The organism is Nocardia callitridis (assembly GCF_039543305.1).
Classification (GTDB): Bacteria; Actinomycetota; Actinomycetes; order Mycobacteriales; family Mycobacteriaceae; genus Nocardia; species Nocardia callitridis.
This window is the reverse complement of record NZ_BAABJM010000001.1, coordinates 1,139,150-1,153,459: the sequence shown is the minus strand read 5'-3', so window position 1 is coordinate 1,153,459 and position 14,310 is coordinate 1,139,150. Positions and strand designations below refer to the sequence as shown.

Genomic DNA, 14,310 nt, shown 5'->3' with positions numbered 1-14,310 from the left:
CATTTCGGATTCCTCGTCGAGAAGTGGGCACCGGTGCGGTGTCGCCGTTATCGCACCCGACCCGGAACTCGTACAGAATTCAATCAAGCGCAGGGAACCTGTGCGATGTTGCTCACGGCAGCCGTGTCAAAACCCCGCCACGTCGACCGGCCTCGCGTAAACGTTCCAGCCAATTATCCTCCCCCACGCGAATATCGGTGATTTCCCAGCGCCGGTTTCTGTCGAACTCCTCGCGTGCGCCGTGCCCGGAATCCACCAGTTCGCCGAGGTGAGCGTTCGCGCGCAGGCTCTCACGTGCGGCGCCGAGCGCCCGCAGCGTCTCGTCCAAAACCTCGAGCAGTGCCACGGAATTCGGTTCACAGATCGCGCGCACCAGATCCGGTGCGGTCGCCGCGACCCTCGTCCCGTCGCGGAATGATCCGGCCGCGAGCCCGAGCGCCAATTCGCCACCATTCGCACCGGCCCGCGCCAAAGCCTCGGCCAGAACGTGCGGGAGATGCGAAATCCTGGCGACCGCGCGATCGTGTTCGTCCGCCACCACCGGCACCACCACCGACCCGCAATCCAGCGCCAACCGCACCACCGTTGTCCATGCCTGGCGCGCGGTGCCCGCATCCACACCGACCGCCCACACCGCGTCGCGGAATAGTTCGGGATCGGTAGCGGCCCAGCCGGATTCGGCGGTGCCAGCCATCGGATGGCCGCCGACGTAATTCGCACCGAGGCCGTATTCGCGCACCGCCGCCGCGACCGGGGCTTTCACGCTCACCACATCGGTCAACGCGCAGTTCGGGGCGTGCGTGCGCACGGCCGAGAGTAGCTGCCCGACCGCGGGCATCGGCACGGCGAGGACGATCAACGCCTCGGTCCGCGCGGCGCGGTTCAGGGCGCTCGACAGGTCTTCGGTGACGTCGAATCCGTCGGCGCGCGCCGCGCGGGCTCCGACCGAGGAACGGTTGAAACCCCAAGCGCGGTAACCCGCCGCCGTGGCGGCTCGCAGCACGGAACCGCCGATCAAACCCGTTCCGAGGACGCACACCGGCGCATTCCGTTCAGCAGTCACGCGAACAGATTCGCATACGACTTCTACATTTCCGCCTCGGCGGACTACCGTTGCGGCATGGCAGCACAGCGCTCGGGCACGAATAGGGCGGCGTCGGATGACTTCGATGACGTGGAAGGGTTCGCAGTCGCGGTGGTCCGCGAAGACGGTACCTGGCGGTGTAGTCCGCTGACTTCCGCCGCACTCCTCGATTTGTCCGCAGCCGAAAACGAATTGAAAGCCCTGCGCAGTTCCGGAGCGGTATTCGGATTGTTGGACGTCGACGATGAGTTCTTCATCGTGCTGCGCCCCGCGCCGAGCGGAACCCGGTTGCTGGTCTCGGACGCGACGGCCGCGATCGACTACGACATCGCCGCCGACGTGCTCGACGCGTTGAACGTGGAGATCCCGGATATCGATCCCGACGAACTCGACGACATCGACCCGTGGGAAGAGGGCGACCTCGGAGTGCTCGCCGATCTCGGTTTGCCCGAGCCGGTATTGAGTGTGATTCTCGCCGAAACCGATCTCTACCCCGACGAGCAGCTGAACATGATCGCGCAGCGTCTCGGCTTCGCCAACGAGCTGTCGGCGGTGCTGGACAAGCTGCCGCACTGACGTGTCGGCCGAGCGCGACGCCGCCATGGTGCGTGCGGCCATCGCCGCGGCCGCATCGGCGGACGAGCGTGATGTGCCGGTGGGCGCCGTGGTTTTCGATGCTTCCGGCCACGAGATCGCCCGCGCGGCGAACGCGAGGGAAGCACTCGGCGACCCCACCGCGCACGCGGAGGTTCTCGCGCTGCGTCGCGCCGCCGAAATCGTCGGTGACGGGTGGCGGCTGGAAGGCACCACCCTCGCGGTGACCTTGGAACCGTGCACGATGTGCGCGGGGGCCCTGGTTTTGGCGCGCGTCGAGCGGGTGCTGTTCGGTGCGTGGGAGCCGAAGACCGGTGCGGTCGGCTCGCTGTGGGATGTCGTGCGCGACCGTCGGCTCAATCACCGTCCCCAAGTGCGCGGTGGCATCCTCGAAGCCGAGTGTGCCGCACTGCTCGACACCTTCTTCCACACCCAACGCTGAGCCCGGCGTTTGCCCAGCTCGAGCGGCGATTTAGTGAACAGCCAGGCCGTCCGGTAGGGTACTTCCCGGTGGCGTGTCCGAGCGGCCTAAGGAGCACGCCTCGAAAGCGTGTGAGGGGTAACCCCCCTCCGAGGGTTCAAATCCCTCCGCCACCGCTTACGCCCCTCACCTGCTCCAGCAGGTGAGGGGCTTTTTTTATCTCTGCGGAATTCTCGATCTGGCTCCGTGCCCACATGTTGCTCACAACCGGCCGAGGAATACGCCGCGTCCATGGTGTCGGCGAGTTCGCGCATAGAACCGAGCGGTGCGCGTTCATCGCGAGAGTCTGAGCAGGTCCTTATGGTCGCAGTGACGTTGTGGAGTCATCGGCTCTGCCGACCCTCCGGGTCTAGTTCCTCGGGATCGAGCACCCGCCCGCCCTCGGTGACCATGGCAACCGTGCCGTCGTCGCGCCGCAGCCAACCGCGCGGCTTCTCCGGCCGGTTGTCCTCGTCCCACACGATGCGCCACGTCATCGCCGAACCTCCACGGCCGCCGTGGCGTGGCCGGTGTCTACCCATGTCCAGTAGGCGGCGCGTTTTCGGGCGCAGGTGTTCGCGTCGCAGTCGATCAGAATCTGCATTACCCGGCTGGCCTGCTCGGCGGTGAACGGAATCTCCGGTGCAGCATGGCATTCGGGTTCGAGCCGAGCGTGTCGCCATGTGAATCCGTAGGTGATGACGTGCGGTCGGACGGCGAAGATCACCCACAAGCTGACCAGCGTGGCAACGATCGTGATGACGACAGCGGTGAACTCGGGCATCGCAGTGACCCCTTAGCGGCGTTGTGCTGTGGAGGGCGCCCACCGCCGGGGAATGAAGATCGGCCCGGCGGCGGGGCTGATCTGAAGCTACGAAGTGGCGTGCATACCGGACCAGCGAATTGCGGGAGATTGCGCGGTAATCGTGTGCAATACCGGCGATGATCTCGGAGAATTGCGTTGTCCGCATCTACCTTTTGCGAAGGAAGCTCTCATGACCGAATTACGCTTGCTCGGCTCAGGATCGAAGGATGGCGGGTGCCCCGCGTTGTATGCCACTGACACCGACACCCTGATCTATCAGGGCATCGCGACCCGTGACGGTCACGCAGTCCTGATGCCGCACTCGCAGTTGCTCGAGTGGGCAGAGGCCGGTAGTACCATCACCGTGGAGACCACCGAGACACCGGAACTTGTGCTTGTCGCCGGTTCGCCGGTTACCGACGAAGTTCGTTCGAAGCTGATCCTCGATCCGGACGAGACCGCAGTGGAGGTACCGCGGTGCGGGCGGTAACCGGCGAACTTTCCGGGCAAGGCATCTACGGCCAGTACTTCCGCCAAGCGCAATCCAGTCTCGTGCATGTCGAAGTCCAGGACAGCTACCAAATGCCCGACGAGTACGAACCGCTCACGGTATGGCGCGAGACAGGCGCGATCGTCGAGACCAACGGCGGTCGGGATTGGTGCAGGCTCGTCGCCGAGACTGTCGCGCGCGGTGTCGATGTGCGCCGGATTCGGGTGGTCACCGTCCCGCATGTCGAGTACACCCGTTGGTTGTTGGATGCGTGCGCGCCCAATGTCGCGGCCGGTGAGCAAATCCGATACCTACCTCGGCACGTGGCGGCCGGTCATATTCCGACCGACGACTTCTGGCTGATCGATGATGCGATTGTCGCGTTCAACACCGTCGATGACGACGGCGCTGGGGAAGGGGTGGCAGTCACCACGGACCAGCAAATCGCGAAGGTGTGTGCGACAGCGGCACAACGGTTGTGGGAGCAGGGGATCGACCGCGTGGAATATATGCGCAAGGAGTCCGTCAGCCGGTGAGTAGCAACGTCGGGCAGGCGCGTGCGGCTCTCGGAGCGCGGTTGCGCGAACTCCGAAGAGATGCCCGCCTGTCCGGCAAAGACATGGCTGCCGCGTGCGGCTGGCACCCGTCCAAAGTGTCTCGCATCGAGATGGGCAAGCAGCAACCCAGCGAGGACGACCTTCTAGCGTGGTGCCGCGCAACCGACTCGCTGCTGGTGTACGACGACCTCATCGCGACGCTGCGCAACGTGCAGTCGATGTACCTGGAATGGCGACGAGTCGTCGCATCCGGCCGAGCCCACAGGCAACGCCAGTCCCTCGAAATCGAAGGCCGCGCACAGCATGTCCGGTGGTTCGAGAACGCCGTGGTTCCCGGCCTATTGCAGACAGCCGAATACGCGCGGGCCGTTCTATTGGAATGCCGATCCCAAATTCCCGGTGGACGCGACGATATAGATGAAGCTGTCGCGGTGCGGATGACTCGGCAACGAATCTTGCGGTCGGGGCGCCGGCGGTTCGCGTTCATCGTGGCCGAGGCCGCCTTGCATCAGGTCGTCGGTTCACGGCTCGTGATGGTTGAACAGATTCGGCGACTCATCGAGGAAGCGAGAAATCCTCGAGTAGACCTAGCGATCGTGCCGCTCGCGGCGAACACTCTGCTCGGGTCTCACGGGTTCGCGATGTTCGACCGCGAGAGCGTCATGGTCGAGACCATCAGTGCCGAGCTGACGGTCACGAGACCATCGGAGATCGCAATCTATGACCAGGTTTTCGGTGCGATGCACAAGCTTGCGGTACACGGCGGCGGGGCTGTTGAGATCCTCGACCGACTGGAGGCCGAGCATCGACTCATGGCAGGTCGGCATTCGGACGCCGACTAGCGCGACCGGTGGACCTGGAAGCTGTATGAAACATCTGCGCCGTGCCCGAGATATGTTGTCAGCCTGGCTATCCGGTCGGGTGACCGATCCGGAAATCGCAGGTCGTTGTGCCAAACTATCCCATCGCCCCATGGTCTCAGCTTCTGCTGTCCGAACTGGGCAGCGACGACAAGATCGTTCGCCAGTTCGGCGCGCTCACTCGCGCACAGCACCTCGTGATTCCGGCCGACGCACCGAGGGAGCGAGCGGGGCACCACTACATCGACCTCGCGCGCGCCTACCTGCTGCACGGGGACCGCGTCGCGCCGAGCATGCGTTGCTTACGGCGAAGGATGTGGCGCCGTCGCAGACCCGGTACAACCCGATGGTGCACGAGACAGTCCGGGCGTTGGCGCGTGCCGAAGCGCGCAGCGTCGACACCGTGCACGGGCTGGCCGTGTGGTGCGGGATAGCCGGGGGTCTGTGACCTAGGTCGGCAATCCCTTCGACACGGTCGGGGTGACGAACTCGACCCGGAAGGACTCGACGAACTCGCCGCGCGCGTCCAGGAAACGCTTGGTGTGGGGTTGCCGCTCGTGCTCGTCGAACGCCTCACGGTCCCGGTAGACCTCATAGAACACCCGTGACAGTGGTTCGTCGGCAACGGTGTGCGTGGCGTACACCAGAGTTCCGGGCTCGTGGACAGTGATCTGCTCGACGGTCTCGGCAACCAACTGGTCGAAGGCCGTGGCTTTCTCGTCGCTGTACAGGTTGAACTTCACCACGAGTGCGAACACGCACCGACCGTACCGTGAAGCTGCCTGCGTCGACGGTTGCGAGTTCGGCGACACCGGTACCGTTGCGGGAGTTCCAGCGCCAGATCGTGCCCCCGGTTTCACGCGCGCGTCTCCCTTTCGTCGTCCGGTCAACATTCCATCATCTCGCAGAGTGGTTCTCGCCGAGGCGATTTCGTCGCGTACGGGGCATATGCCGGCTCGACGGTGAATAGCCGTGGGTAGCGGGCAGTCCGTCCACGGGCACCCAGTCATGTTGTCGGCGGTCGCCTCTCACTCAACCGGGCGGTTATAGGCATCGACGGCCGACTTGCTCGTGGATGGGTCCTGCAACACCAGCTCCCACGGTCCAACGTTCACGTTGAAGCCCTTGCCGAACCCGACCCACTTCCCTGCCATTCTGCGCCCGGTCAACTCGATCAGTAGTTGGATGGCGCCGTGGTAGTGGGCGCCTCGGTAGTAGCCCTCCGGTGCAGTGTGTTCGTGCCACGTACCTGTAGCGACGTTGCCTTCAAGGCTGAGATCCATTTGTAGCGAGGACGGCGCCGAACCCGGCAGGCTGCGTACCGTCAAGCGGTCGTCGTGCTGGAGGATGACGACGTAGTGAGCCGCTTTGAATGTCGCTTCTCGTCCACTCGAGTAGTACTCGTAGCGCGACACCCAGATGCCGGAGTAGCTGCCTGTTCCACGGGGCAGCCCGCGAACGTGGACAGCCGCAACGGCGCCGATCTCCGATTCGACCTCATGACTGCCGTCGTCCTCACCGCCGAGCGCTCGTCCAGCCATCACCGTGCCGAAGCCGAGCGTTTCGATCGGCAAGCCCATCACCCGCTCGAGCGCGCGAGCATGGGTGGGTCGCGGGTGGGTGGTGGTTCCCGATTCCCACCGCTGCACAAGGCGTTTCGTCGCGGAGACGCACCCGGCGTCCCGAAGTGCTCGGGCGAGATCGTCCTGGCTCATCAGGCGGGCGTTTCGGGCCGCCCGTAGTGCCGTGTTGGGTGTGCTCATGTTCCGAACGGTAGTCTTTTGACGCCTCAATGTCGCCCTATGTGAGGGTGCTTTGACGCCGTATGAGTCGTCGCATGGACACAACGCCGAGAACACGCTGAGGGGACCGAACTCATATGGCGAGAGGTGTCCGTGATCGTGCTCATCACTGCCGTTATTGTCCTGGCTGGCATCGGCGTCATCTTCTGGTTACTGTCCTGGCTTCTCGATAGGGCGTTCGAGATACCCGGCGCGGTGCCGGTGGGTGAGATCCTGAACCGGGAATGCCATGCGGCCCCGCAAGTTCCGTACACAGTCGAGCAGGCTCATCGGGTTCTGCAGGTGCGGATCAACTGCGACATTGCGACGTGTTCCGACAAGCATGCCGCGTTCTGGACGATGGTCGATTCCGGCCGTGCGACCCCGGCCGTGGGGGTCGAGCGATGACGGACGAACCACTCATTGCCTTGGGCTACCTGCGGACGGACTTGTCCGGCGCCGAGGAGCAATGGCACTCGAAGCGTCTACGCGTCTTGGCGACCCGATGGGGGTACGAGATGCCCCTGATTGTCACGCACTCGGACCGGACACTGCGCCGCACCGCGAACTTGTTGGACATCGTGCGCCGGATGAACGCCGTAGCGCTGTTCGTGCCGACGGTCGAGCATCTGCCCGAAACCGCGGTGCGCGCCCTGCTTGCCGAACTGGATGGGGTGACGACGCTGTACCCGGAGCAAACGTACGACGGGTATCCGGCGCTGCCGATCGAAGGGCCGCCGATCGGGCTGTGAGCCCATGGAAACCAGACCCAACTCGGACCAAGTTTCGCGCGCCCGCCAACCTTGTCGGCGCCAGCACAATCCGGGTCGGAGAGTTGTTCGGCGACCACCGAAACTACGGCCCTTGGGCACAATCACCGATGGCTCTGGCTGATCCACGCTGATGTGTTCTTGCAGGCAAAAACACTTTTTCGGCTGTGACCACGGTGGCGGAAAGAGTTCAACTCCCTCCGTCACCGCTTATGCCCCTCACTTGTTACGGCAGGTGAGGGGCTTTTTGTTTTCGGGTGGGTTTGGTTCTGAAAGCTGTTGCGGCGTAGTGGGTTTACTGCTCAGTGTGACGGTGCCGCTGGTGAAATCGACGCCGAACGGGGGTGCGCCCTCGGCTTGTTCGTCGCGCAGCATGGCGACCGAGGCGCGGTGGTCGAGTTCCATGCGCTTGGTTGAGTAGAACAAGGCGGTGAACTCGTCGGTGAAGGTGCCGGACACGGGTGTCTTGCGCTGCTTGCGGCGCTTGTTCACCGTCAGTTCGAATACCGCCACCACCAGCAGCAGGATCACCCAACCCGGGATCATCCACCCGAAGAACGCCGTCATCGCTCCATTGAACGTCGGTCACGCGTATGTCACAAGGACGCCGCGATTGTCCGGGTCCCACGGCGCCGGGTCGGTACCATCAGTGGTGTCGGCCACCGGGTCGGCGGCGGTGTGGTCGCGGTGAAACGTTGCGCCAGTGAATGATCCGCGCGGTAGATGTGAACGCGAGGCAGCATGCGAATCGGCAGTGTCATTCTCCTGATCTGGTTGGCGGTGGGTATCACCGCCTCGGCGCAGCGCGACTACTTCGAGGGTGGGCCGCGAGACTGCGCGGGGCTCGGCACGATCGCGGTCACCGTGATCGCGGGGCCGCTGAATTACATGGGCGTCAACCCGAAGGTCGAAAACTGCGATATACCGGATATACCGCAGCCCAGCCCCTAACCGTCGTCGGCCGAATTGCCCGGACTCATTCCGTAGCCAGTGGGTAACCCCCGAATCCGGGGGTACTCGCCCGACCGGGAGCACGGAAGGGACCGATGCGATGCGCAACGATGATTATCGCGTGAGGACCAGGAGAAGTGCGGGTCCTCGGCTGTTCGGATTTCTGGTTCTCGTGTGGATAGCGGTGGGGCTGCTGGCCGCGAATCAACGGCACTATCTCGACAGCAGGCCGCTGGATTGCGCGGGATTCGGGACGATCGCGCTGACCGCGTTCACCGGGCCGCTGAACTACGCGGGCATGGACCCCAAGGTCGAGCACTGCGACCTGCCGACACCGACCGACGGAGACGAGTCAGTGGGCGCCGCCGGTGCCCTTGTCGCGTAGCGCGTGCAGCTTCGCGCCCTCCACGTCGATGTCCGGCACGATCCTGTCCAGCCACTTCGGGATCCACCACGCCCATTTGCCCAGCAGGACCAACAGCGCGGGGATCAACACCATCCGCACGACGAAGGCATCGAGCAGCACGCCTGCCGCCAGCGCGAAACCCATCGATTTGGCGGTGGCATTGCTTTCCAGCAAGAACGAGCCGAACACCGAGATCATGATGATCGCCGCCGCCGTCACCACGCGGGCCCCGTGGTGATATCCGAGGACCATCGCGTCGGTGGGTGATTTTCCGTGCACGTATTCCTCGCTCATCCTGGTCACCAGGAACACCTGGTAGTCCATGGCGAGGCCGAATACGAGGCCGATCAGCATGATCGGCAGGAAGCTCACGATTGGGCCGGGATCCTCGATCAGACCGAACTTGCCGTCCTGGAAGATCAGCACGGTCGCGCCGAAGGTGGCTGCCATGGACAGCAGGAAGCCGAGTGCGGCGGTGAGCGGGACCAGGATCGAGCGGAAGACCAGGATCAGCAGGATGAACGCGGCGCCAGCGACGATCGCCATGTACGGAATGATCTTGCTGAGCAGCACGTGGTCGATGTCGGCGTAGATGGCGGTGGTGCCGGTGATGCCGTATTCGATGCCGTATTCGGAGTTCAGCTCGGATTCCGCTGCCCTGGCATCGGCGACGAGATCCTTGGTGTCCTGGTTGTTCGGCCCGGATTTCGGTGTCCCGTTGAGCAGTGCACCTCGGCCGTCCTGGCTCGGCTGCGGCTGGCTGACGTAGTCCATGTCGGGATAGGCCACGAGTTCGTCGCGCAGCGCGCCGAGCGCTTCGGTCCTGCGGTCCTGCGGCACGTCGGAGAGGTCGGCGACCACCATGAGGGTGCCGTTGCTGCCTTCGCCGAAGCCTTCGGTGCGCAACTCGTAGGCTTTTCGCACGGTCGTGTCCTTCGGCATGCTGTCCTCGCCGGGCAGGCCGAGGCTCAGTCCGGTGGCCGGCGCGGCGAGCAGCCCGAGCACGATGATGCTGAGCAGCAGCGCGATCGCGGGCGCCTTGGCGATGAGCTTTGCGAAGCGCATGCCGTTGGTGATCGAGGTGTCGTCTTCCGGGTCGTGTTTGGCGACGAACGGCAGCTTCGGTGTGAACAGGAATCGGCCGAACGCGCCGAGGATCGCCGGCATCAAGGTGATCGCGGTGAGTACCGCGAAAGCCGCGGCGATGACGCCACCCAAGCCCATGAACGTCAAGAATCTGACGCCGACGATGCTCAGCCCCGCCAGCGCGATGATGACGGTGAGCCCCGCGAAGACCACCGCGGAGCCCGCGGTGCCGATCGCCGTCGCGGCGGCCTGTGCGGGCGAATCCAGTACGGCCCGTTCGTGTTTGTAGCGCGAGACGATGAACAGCGCGTAGTCGATCGAGAGCGCGATGCCGATCATCGAGGCGAGGAAGGTGGTGAACGAGGGGATCGAGGTGACCGAGGTGCCGAGGAAAATCAGCGAGGTGGCCGCGCCGAGTCCGACGATGGCGGTGATGATCGGCACGAAGGCCGCCACGAGCGCGCCGAAGGCGATGATCATCACCACCAGCGCGACGGCCATACCGATCATCTCGGACTGCCCGCTCGGCGCCTCCTGCTCGGTCGCGATCGACCCGCTGATCTCCACGGTGAGCCCGGCGGCGCGTGCGCCGTCGGCCGCGTCGTAGGCGGCGGTGCGGTCTTCGGGGGTGATGTCGCTGAACTCTTCGAGGGTGAACGGGACGCTGAAGAACGCGACGGTGTCGGGTGCGGTCTTGCTCAGCACATTCAGTGGTGCGCCACCGCATTTGCTCGGGTCGGGGTCGGGAACCAGGCAGCCCATTTTCTCGGTGGCGGCGATCGGGTCGGCGAGGGGCTTGGCGTGGTCGACGATGGCGAGGCCGCCGAGTTGTTCCAGCAGCGCGGTTATCGCCTGCCGGTTCGGCTCGTCGGTGAGCTTCTGTCCCCGCGGCGCCGCGACCACGTAGGTGCCGGTGACGGCGTCGAATTTGAAGGACTCGGACATGCCGGGGAAGTGTTCGTCGAGAATGTGCGTCGCGCGCTCCGACGGTAGGTTCGGCATGCTGAAGTCGTCGGTCATCGGCTTCTTCAGTTGGGCGCCGAGCGCGCCGAGAATCACGAACAATACGAGCCAGACCGGTAGCACGACCCACTTGTGGCGGAAAGCGAACATCCCCCACCGGTATAGATACACGGACACGATGTTCTCCTCGCGGTGATCGAGTTTGCCGGTTCTGGGCGAGCGACGAACTTCTTCCGGCTGGATCGGCCGGGACTACCGGGTCGAGCGAGTACAACGCTGTGCCGCGCTGTCGGCACGAGCAATAGCTGAGAGTATGCCTGACAGCACTCGACCCCGTGCCCTCTCGCGGGGACACGGGGTCGAGGATGTTGCTTCGGTCAGCTGACGCCGACCGGGACCTTCTCCTCTTCGATCGACTTGCGCTGCACCTCGCGCAGCTTCGCGCCTTCGACGTCGATATCGGGGAGCACGCGGTCGAGCCACTTCGGGATCCACCACGACCACTTGCCCATCAGGACCAGCAGCGAGGGGATCAGCACCATGCGGACGATGAACGCGTCGAACAGCACACCGGCGGCCAGTGCGAAGCCGAAGGACTTCACCATCGCGTCGCTGGAGAGGATGAACGAACCGAACACCGAGATCATGATGATCGCGGCCGAGGTCACCACGCGGGCACCGTGGTGATAACCAGCGACCACCGCGTCCTTGGGTGACTTTCCGTGCACGAACTCCTCACGCATCCTGGTCACCAGGAACACCTGGTAATCCATCGCGAGCCCGAATACCAAGCCGATCAGGATGATCGGCATGAAGCTGATGATCGGATGCGGATCGTCGATCAGCCCGAACTTTCCTTCCTGGAAGATCAGTACGGTCGCGCCGAAGGTGGCGGCCACCGAGAGCAGGAAGCCGAGTGCGGCGGTGAGCGGGACCAGGATCGAGCGGAACACCAGGATCAGCAACAGGAACGCCGCGCCGGCGACGACCGCCAGGTACGGCAGGATCTTGCTGAGCAGCACGTGGTCGATGTCGGCATAGATGGCGGTGGTGCCGGTGATGCCGTATTCCATGCCGTATTCGGCCTGTAGGTCGCCTTCGGCGTCGCGAGCGTGGCTCACCAGGTCCTTGGTGTCCTGGTTGTTGGGTCCCGACTTCGGGACACCGTTGAACACGGCCCCCTGCTTGTCTTGACTCCATTGCGGCGCGGTGAGGTAGTCCATGCCCTCGTAGGACAGCAACTTGTCGTGCAATGCCGCGACGGCGGCTTCGCGACGGTCGGGCGCCACGGCCGACAGGTCGGCGGCGATATTGAGCACGCCGTTGCTGCCTTCGCCGAATCCTTCGGTGCGCAGCTCGTAGGCCTTACGGATCGTGGAATCCTTCGCCATGCTGTCGTCGCCGGGCAGGCCGAGGTTCAGTCCGGCCGCGGGTGCGGCCAACGCACCGAGCACGAGGACGCTCAGGCCGAGCGCCGCCCAGGGCGCCTTGCCGATGAGGCGACCGAAGCGCATGCCGTTGGTGACCGAATTCGGGTCTTCGGGGTTGTGTTGGGCGACCAACGGCAGCTTCGGCTTGAACAGTCGGGTGCCGATTGCGCCGAGCAACGCTGGCATCAGGGTGATCGCGGTGAGCACGGCGAACGCGGCGGCAATCGCGCCGCCGAGGCCCATGAACGTCATGAAGCTGACGCCGACGACGCTGAGTCCGGCCAGCGCGATGATCACCGTCAGCCCGGCGAACACCACGGCCGAGCCCGCTGTCGCGGTCGCGACGCCTGCGGCTTCCTCGGGTGAATCTTGTTCCGGCAGTTCGGTTTTATAGCGCGAGACGATGAAAAGCGCGTAGTCGATCGAGAGCGCGATGCCGATCATCGAGGCGAGGAACGTGGTGAAGCTTGGGATCTCGAACAAGGCGCTGCCCAGGAAGATCACCGAGGTGGCCGCGCCGAGCCCGACGATCGCGGTGACGATCGGCACGAACGCGGCGACGATGGCACCGAACGCCACCACCATCACGACCAGGGCGACACCCATGCCGATGATCTCGGACTGCCCGCTGGGCATCTCCTGTTTCATCGCGATGGAACCGCTCAGTTCGACCTCGAGCCCGGAGGCGCGCGCGGTCGCGGCCGCTTCGGAGGCGGCATCACGCTGCGCGTCGGTGACGTCGGTGACCTTGTCGATGGTGAAGGGCGCGCTGACCACCGCGACGGTGTCGGGTGCGGCGTCGTTGAGCACGTTCAGTGGTGCGCCACTGCATTTGGCCGGGTCGGGATCGGCCAGGCAGCCCATCTGTTCGGTGGCGGCGATGGGGTCGACCAGCGGCTTGCTGTGGTCGACGATGTCGAGCTTGCCGAGCTGGGCGATGAGTTCCTCGACGGCGGCATGGTTGGTCGGGTCGGTGAGCTTCTGGCCCTGGGGTGCCGCGATGACGTAGGTGCCGGTGACCGCGTCGAATTCGAAGGCGGCCGACATGCCGGGGAAGTGTTTGTCGAGGATCTCGGTCGCGCGTTCCGATGGCAGGTTCGGGATGCTGAAATTACTGGTCATCGGCTTGCTCAGCTGCTGGCCGAGAGCGCCGATCAGTACGAGAAGTAGCAGCCAGACCGGAAGGACGATCCATTTCCGGCGGAAAGCGAACTTTCCCCATCGATACAGATACACGGACACAGGGTTTCTCCTAGCGATGGTGGCTGGGGGACGTGCTGGCCTACGGCCGAAAGCTCTCGATGGTGTCGCGTCGGGGGCCGCCTGCACTGCGGTACCGCCCGTGACGAGGTGCTCTCTGCCTACCGTACGGTAGGTAGGCTACCCGGGAAAAAAGCGGAGGTACAACCTCTGCTTTAGTGACCTGGCTTACGTCGCCGCGACAGTGGTGAGAGGATTCATCAATGGCCGTCCATGCTGCATCGGAAAGTGTTGTCGCAGGTAGTGGGACAAAACTCGCGATACGTGACGCCGCGACAACGTTGTTCGGCGCCAAGGGATTCGAACAAACGAGCCTGCGCGAGGTCGCGGATGCGGTAGGGATCACAAAGGCATCGCTCTACTATCACTACTCGTCGAAGCTCGATCTGCTGATGGCGATCATCAACCCGATCATCGATCACATGCGCACGGTCTCCGACGAACTGGCGCAGATCCCGCGCGACGCGGACGGCATCCGAACTGTGCTCGGCGATTACCTGCGCGGCCTGATCGAACACCGCGATGTCGGCGTACTGCTTTCGCGCGACGCGGTCGCCATCCTCAACGCCTCCGCCAACCGATACCCCGACATCCTCGACGCCAACCGTGCGCTGCTGGCCTGGCTCGCTGGACCCGACGCCACCGACGAGGGCAAGCTCCGTGCCGGTGTCGCCATCGAAATCCTCAGAGTGGCAATGGTTTCCAAGGACGTAGTGCCGGGAGGGTCGGACGAATTGGTCGAACGCGTACTGCTCGACGCGGCGACCACGGTACTCAGTGCGGGCGAGGACGCGTAGATTCGTCTCGGAATCC

Annotated in this window: 18 protein-coding genes and 1 tRNA gene; 11 read left to right on the top strand and 8 right to left on the bottom strand. The window is 64.4% G+C overall.

What is annotated here, in order from left to right; translation table 11 throughout:
• Positions 1-112: 112 nt before the first annotated feature.
• Positions 113-1,063 (bottom strand): prephenate dehydrogenase, encoded by a 951-nt coding sequence (locus ABEA50_RS04935; RefSeq protein WP_345493821.1) that lies wholly within the window; start codon positions 1,061-1,063, stop codon positions 113-115.
• 57 nt (positions 1,064-1,120) lie between these two features.
• On the opposite strand from ABEA50_RS04935, the gene ABEA50_RS04930 reads away from it, so the two are divergent.
• The 3 genes from ABEA50_RS04930 to ABEA50_RS04920 all read left to right on the top strand — a co-directional run bounded on the left by ABEA50_RS04930 (position 1,121) and on the right by ABEA50_RS04920 (position 2,275).
• On the top strand, positions 1,121-1,660 hold the full coding sequence (locus tag ABEA50_RS04930; RefSeq protein ID WP_345493820.1) for a tRNA adenosine deaminase-associated protein: 540 nt from the start codon (positions 1,121-1,123) through the stop codon (positions 1,658-1,660).
• Between the two features lie 25 nt (positions 1,661-1,685).
• The gene (locus ABEA50_RS04925; RefSeq protein ID WP_345494654.1) at positions 1,686-2,120 is read left to right on the top strand and encodes a nucleoside deaminase; all 435 of its coding nucleotides are present in this window, start codon (positions 1,686-1,688) and stop codon (positions 2,118-2,120) included.
• Positions 2,121-2,187: 67 nt separating this feature from the next.
• Positions 2,188-2,275: transfer RNA gene (locus ABEA50_RS04920), tRNA-Ser, on the top strand.
• A gap of 207 nt (positions 2,276-2,482) precedes the next feature.
• On the opposite strand, the gene ABEA50_RS04915 is transcribed toward ABEA50_RS04920, so the two are convergent.
• Complete coding sequence (locus ABEA50_RS04915; protein WP_345493819.1) at positions 2,483-2,635, bottom strand: hypothetical protein; 153 nt, start codon at positions 2,633-2,635, stop codon at positions 2,483-2,485.
• Positions 2,632-2,922 (bottom strand): hypothetical protein, encoded by a 291-nt coding sequence (locus ABEA50_RS04910; RefSeq protein ID WP_345493818.1) that lies wholly within the window; start codon positions 2,920-2,922, stop codon positions 2,632-2,634. Before ABEA50_RS04910 ends, ABEA50_RS04915 begins: the two co-directional genes overlap by 4 nt.
• Positions 2,923-3,133: 211 nt before the next feature.
• Here ABEA50_RS04910 and ABEA50_RS04905 point away from each other — a divergent pair, with 211 nt between their 5' ends.
• The 3 genes from ABEA50_RS04905 to ABEA50_RS04895 are packed head-to-tail and all read left to right on the top strand — an operon-like array spanning position 3,134 to position 4,832.
• Positions 3,134-3,433, top strand: coding sequence for a hypothetical protein (locus ABEA50_RS04905; protein ID WP_345493817.1), 300 nt, complete (start codon positions 3,134-3,136; stop codon positions 3,431-3,433).
• The gene (locus tag ABEA50_RS04900; protein ID WP_345493816.1) at positions 3,421-3,969 is read left to right on the top strand and encodes a DUF6879 family protein; all 549 of its coding nucleotides are present in this window, start codon (positions 3,421-3,423) and stop codon (positions 3,967-3,969) included. The genes ABEA50_RS04905 and ABEA50_RS04900 overlap by 13 nt, the downstream gene beginning before the upstream one ends.
• Entirely contained in the window at positions 3,966-4,832 is an 867-nt protein-coding gene (locus ABEA50_RS04895) for a helix-turn-helix domain-containing protein (RefSeq protein ID WP_345493814.1), read from the top strand. Before ABEA50_RS04900 ends, ABEA50_RS04895 begins: the two co-directional genes overlap by 4 nt.
• A 467-nt stretch (positions 4,833-5,299) precedes the next feature.
• Here ABEA50_RS04895 and ABEA50_RS04890 read toward each other — a convergent pair whose 3' ends face one another.
• On the bottom strand, positions 5,300-5,608 hold the full coding sequence (locus ABEA50_RS04890) for a putative quinol monooxygenase (protein WP_345493813.1): 309 nt from the start codon (positions 5,606-5,608) through the stop codon (positions 5,300-5,302).
• Between the two features lie 270 nt (positions 5,609-5,878).
• A complete protein-coding gene (locus ABEA50_RS04885; RefSeq protein ID WP_345493812.1) occupies positions 5,879-6,613 on the bottom strand; it encodes a helix-turn-helix domain-containing protein in 735 nt (244 codons plus the stop codon).
• A 132-nt stretch (positions 6,614-6,745) separates the two neighbouring features.
• On the opposite strand from ABEA50_RS04885, the gene ABEA50_RS04880 reads away from it, so the two are divergent.
• Positions 6,746-7,039: a hypothetical protein gene (locus ABEA50_RS04880; RefSeq protein WP_345493811.1), complete on the top strand. Its 294-nt coding sequence runs from the start codon at positions 6,746-6,748 to the stop codon at positions 7,037-7,039.
• A complete protein-coding gene (locus ABEA50_RS04875; RefSeq protein WP_345493810.1) occupies positions 7,036-7,383 on the top strand; it encodes a hypothetical protein in 348 nt (115 codons plus the stop codon). Before ABEA50_RS04880 ends, ABEA50_RS04875 begins: the two co-directional genes overlap by 4 nt.
• A 237-nt stretch (positions 7,384-7,620) precedes the next feature.
• On the opposite strand, the gene ABEA50_RS04870 is transcribed toward ABEA50_RS04875, so the two are convergent.
• Positions 7,621-7,932, bottom strand: coding sequence for a DUF6191 domain-containing protein (locus ABEA50_RS04870; RefSeq protein WP_345493809.1), 312 nt, complete (start codon positions 7,930-7,932; stop codon positions 7,621-7,623).
• A gap of 210 nt (positions 7,933-8,142) precedes the next feature.
• Between ABEA50_RS04870 and ABEA50_RS04865 the strand changes: the two genes are divergently transcribed.
• Positions 8,143-8,352: a hypothetical protein gene (locus ABEA50_RS04865; protein WP_345493808.1), complete on the top strand. Its 210-nt coding sequence runs from the start codon at positions 8,143-8,145 to the stop codon at positions 8,350-8,352.
• A gap of 121 nt (positions 8,353-8,473) precedes the next feature.
• The gene (locus ABEA50_RS04860; protein WP_345493807.1) at positions 8,474-8,737 is read left to right on the top strand and encodes a hypothetical protein; all 264 of its coding nucleotides are present in this window, start codon (positions 8,474-8,476) and stop codon (positions 8,735-8,737) included.
• Here the strand turns inward: ABEA50_RS04860 and ABEA50_RS04855 are convergent.
• Positions 8,705-10,984 (bottom strand): MMPL family transporter, encoded by a 2,280-nt coding sequence (locus ABEA50_RS04855; RefSeq protein WP_345493806.1) that lies wholly within the window; start codon positions 10,982-10,984, stop codon positions 8,705-8,707. The genes ABEA50_RS04860 and ABEA50_RS04855 overlap by 33 nt on opposite strands.
• Before the next feature lie 200 nt (positions 10,985-11,184).
• Positions 11,185-13,479, bottom strand: coding sequence for an MMPL family transporter (locus ABEA50_RS04850; protein WP_345493805.1), 2,295 nt, complete (start codon positions 13,477-13,479; stop codon positions 11,185-11,187).
• A 221-nt stretch (positions 13,480-13,700) separates the two neighbouring features.
• Between ABEA50_RS04850 and ABEA50_RS04845 the strand changes: the two genes are divergently transcribed.
• A complete protein-coding gene (locus tag ABEA50_RS04845; protein ID WP_345493804.1) occupies positions 13,701-14,294 on the top strand; it encodes a TetR/AcrR family transcriptional regulator in 594 nt (197 codons plus the stop codon).
• Positions 14,295-14,310: the final 16 nt, after the last annotated feature.

Bases quoted from the DNA above. Each gene is read 5' to 3' on its own strand.
- ABEA50_RS04910 (WP_345493818.1), bottom strand. From the start codon at position 2,922: ATGCCCGAGTTCACCGCTGTCGTCATCACGATCGTTGCCACGCTGGTC.
- ABEA50_RS04885 (WP_345493812.1), bottom strand. From the start codon at position 6,613: ATGAGCACACCCAACACGGCACTACGGGCGGCCCGAAACGCCCGCCTG.
- ABEA50_RS04930 (WP_345493820.1), top strand. From the start codon at position 1,121: ATGGCAGCACAGCGCTCGGGCACGAATAGGGCGGCGTCGGATGACTTC.
- ABEA50_RS04845 (WP_345493804.1), top strand. From the start codon at position 13,701: ATGGCCGTCCATGCTGCATCGGAAAGTGTTGTCGCAGGTAGTGGGACA.
- ABEA50_RS04905 (WP_345493817.1), top strand. From the start codon at position 3,134: ATGACCGAATTACGCTTGCTCGGCTCAGGATCGAAGGATGGCGGGTGC.
- ABEA50_RS04925 (WP_345494654.1), top strand. From the start codon at position 1,686: ATGGTGCGTGCGGCCATCGCCGCGGCCGCATCGGCGGACGAGCGTGAT.
- ABEA50_RS04865 (WP_345493808.1), top strand. From the start codon at position 8,143: ATGCGAATCGGCAGTGTCATTCTCCTGATCTGGTTGGCGGTGGGTATC.
- ABEA50_RS04875 (WP_345493810.1), top strand. From the start codon at position 7,036: ATGACGGACGAACCACTCATTGCCTTGGGCTACCTGCGGACGGACTTG.
- ABEA50_RS04915 (WP_345493819.1), bottom strand. From the start codon at position 2,635: ATGACGTGGCGCATCGTGTGGGACGAGGACAACCGGCCGGAGAAGCCG.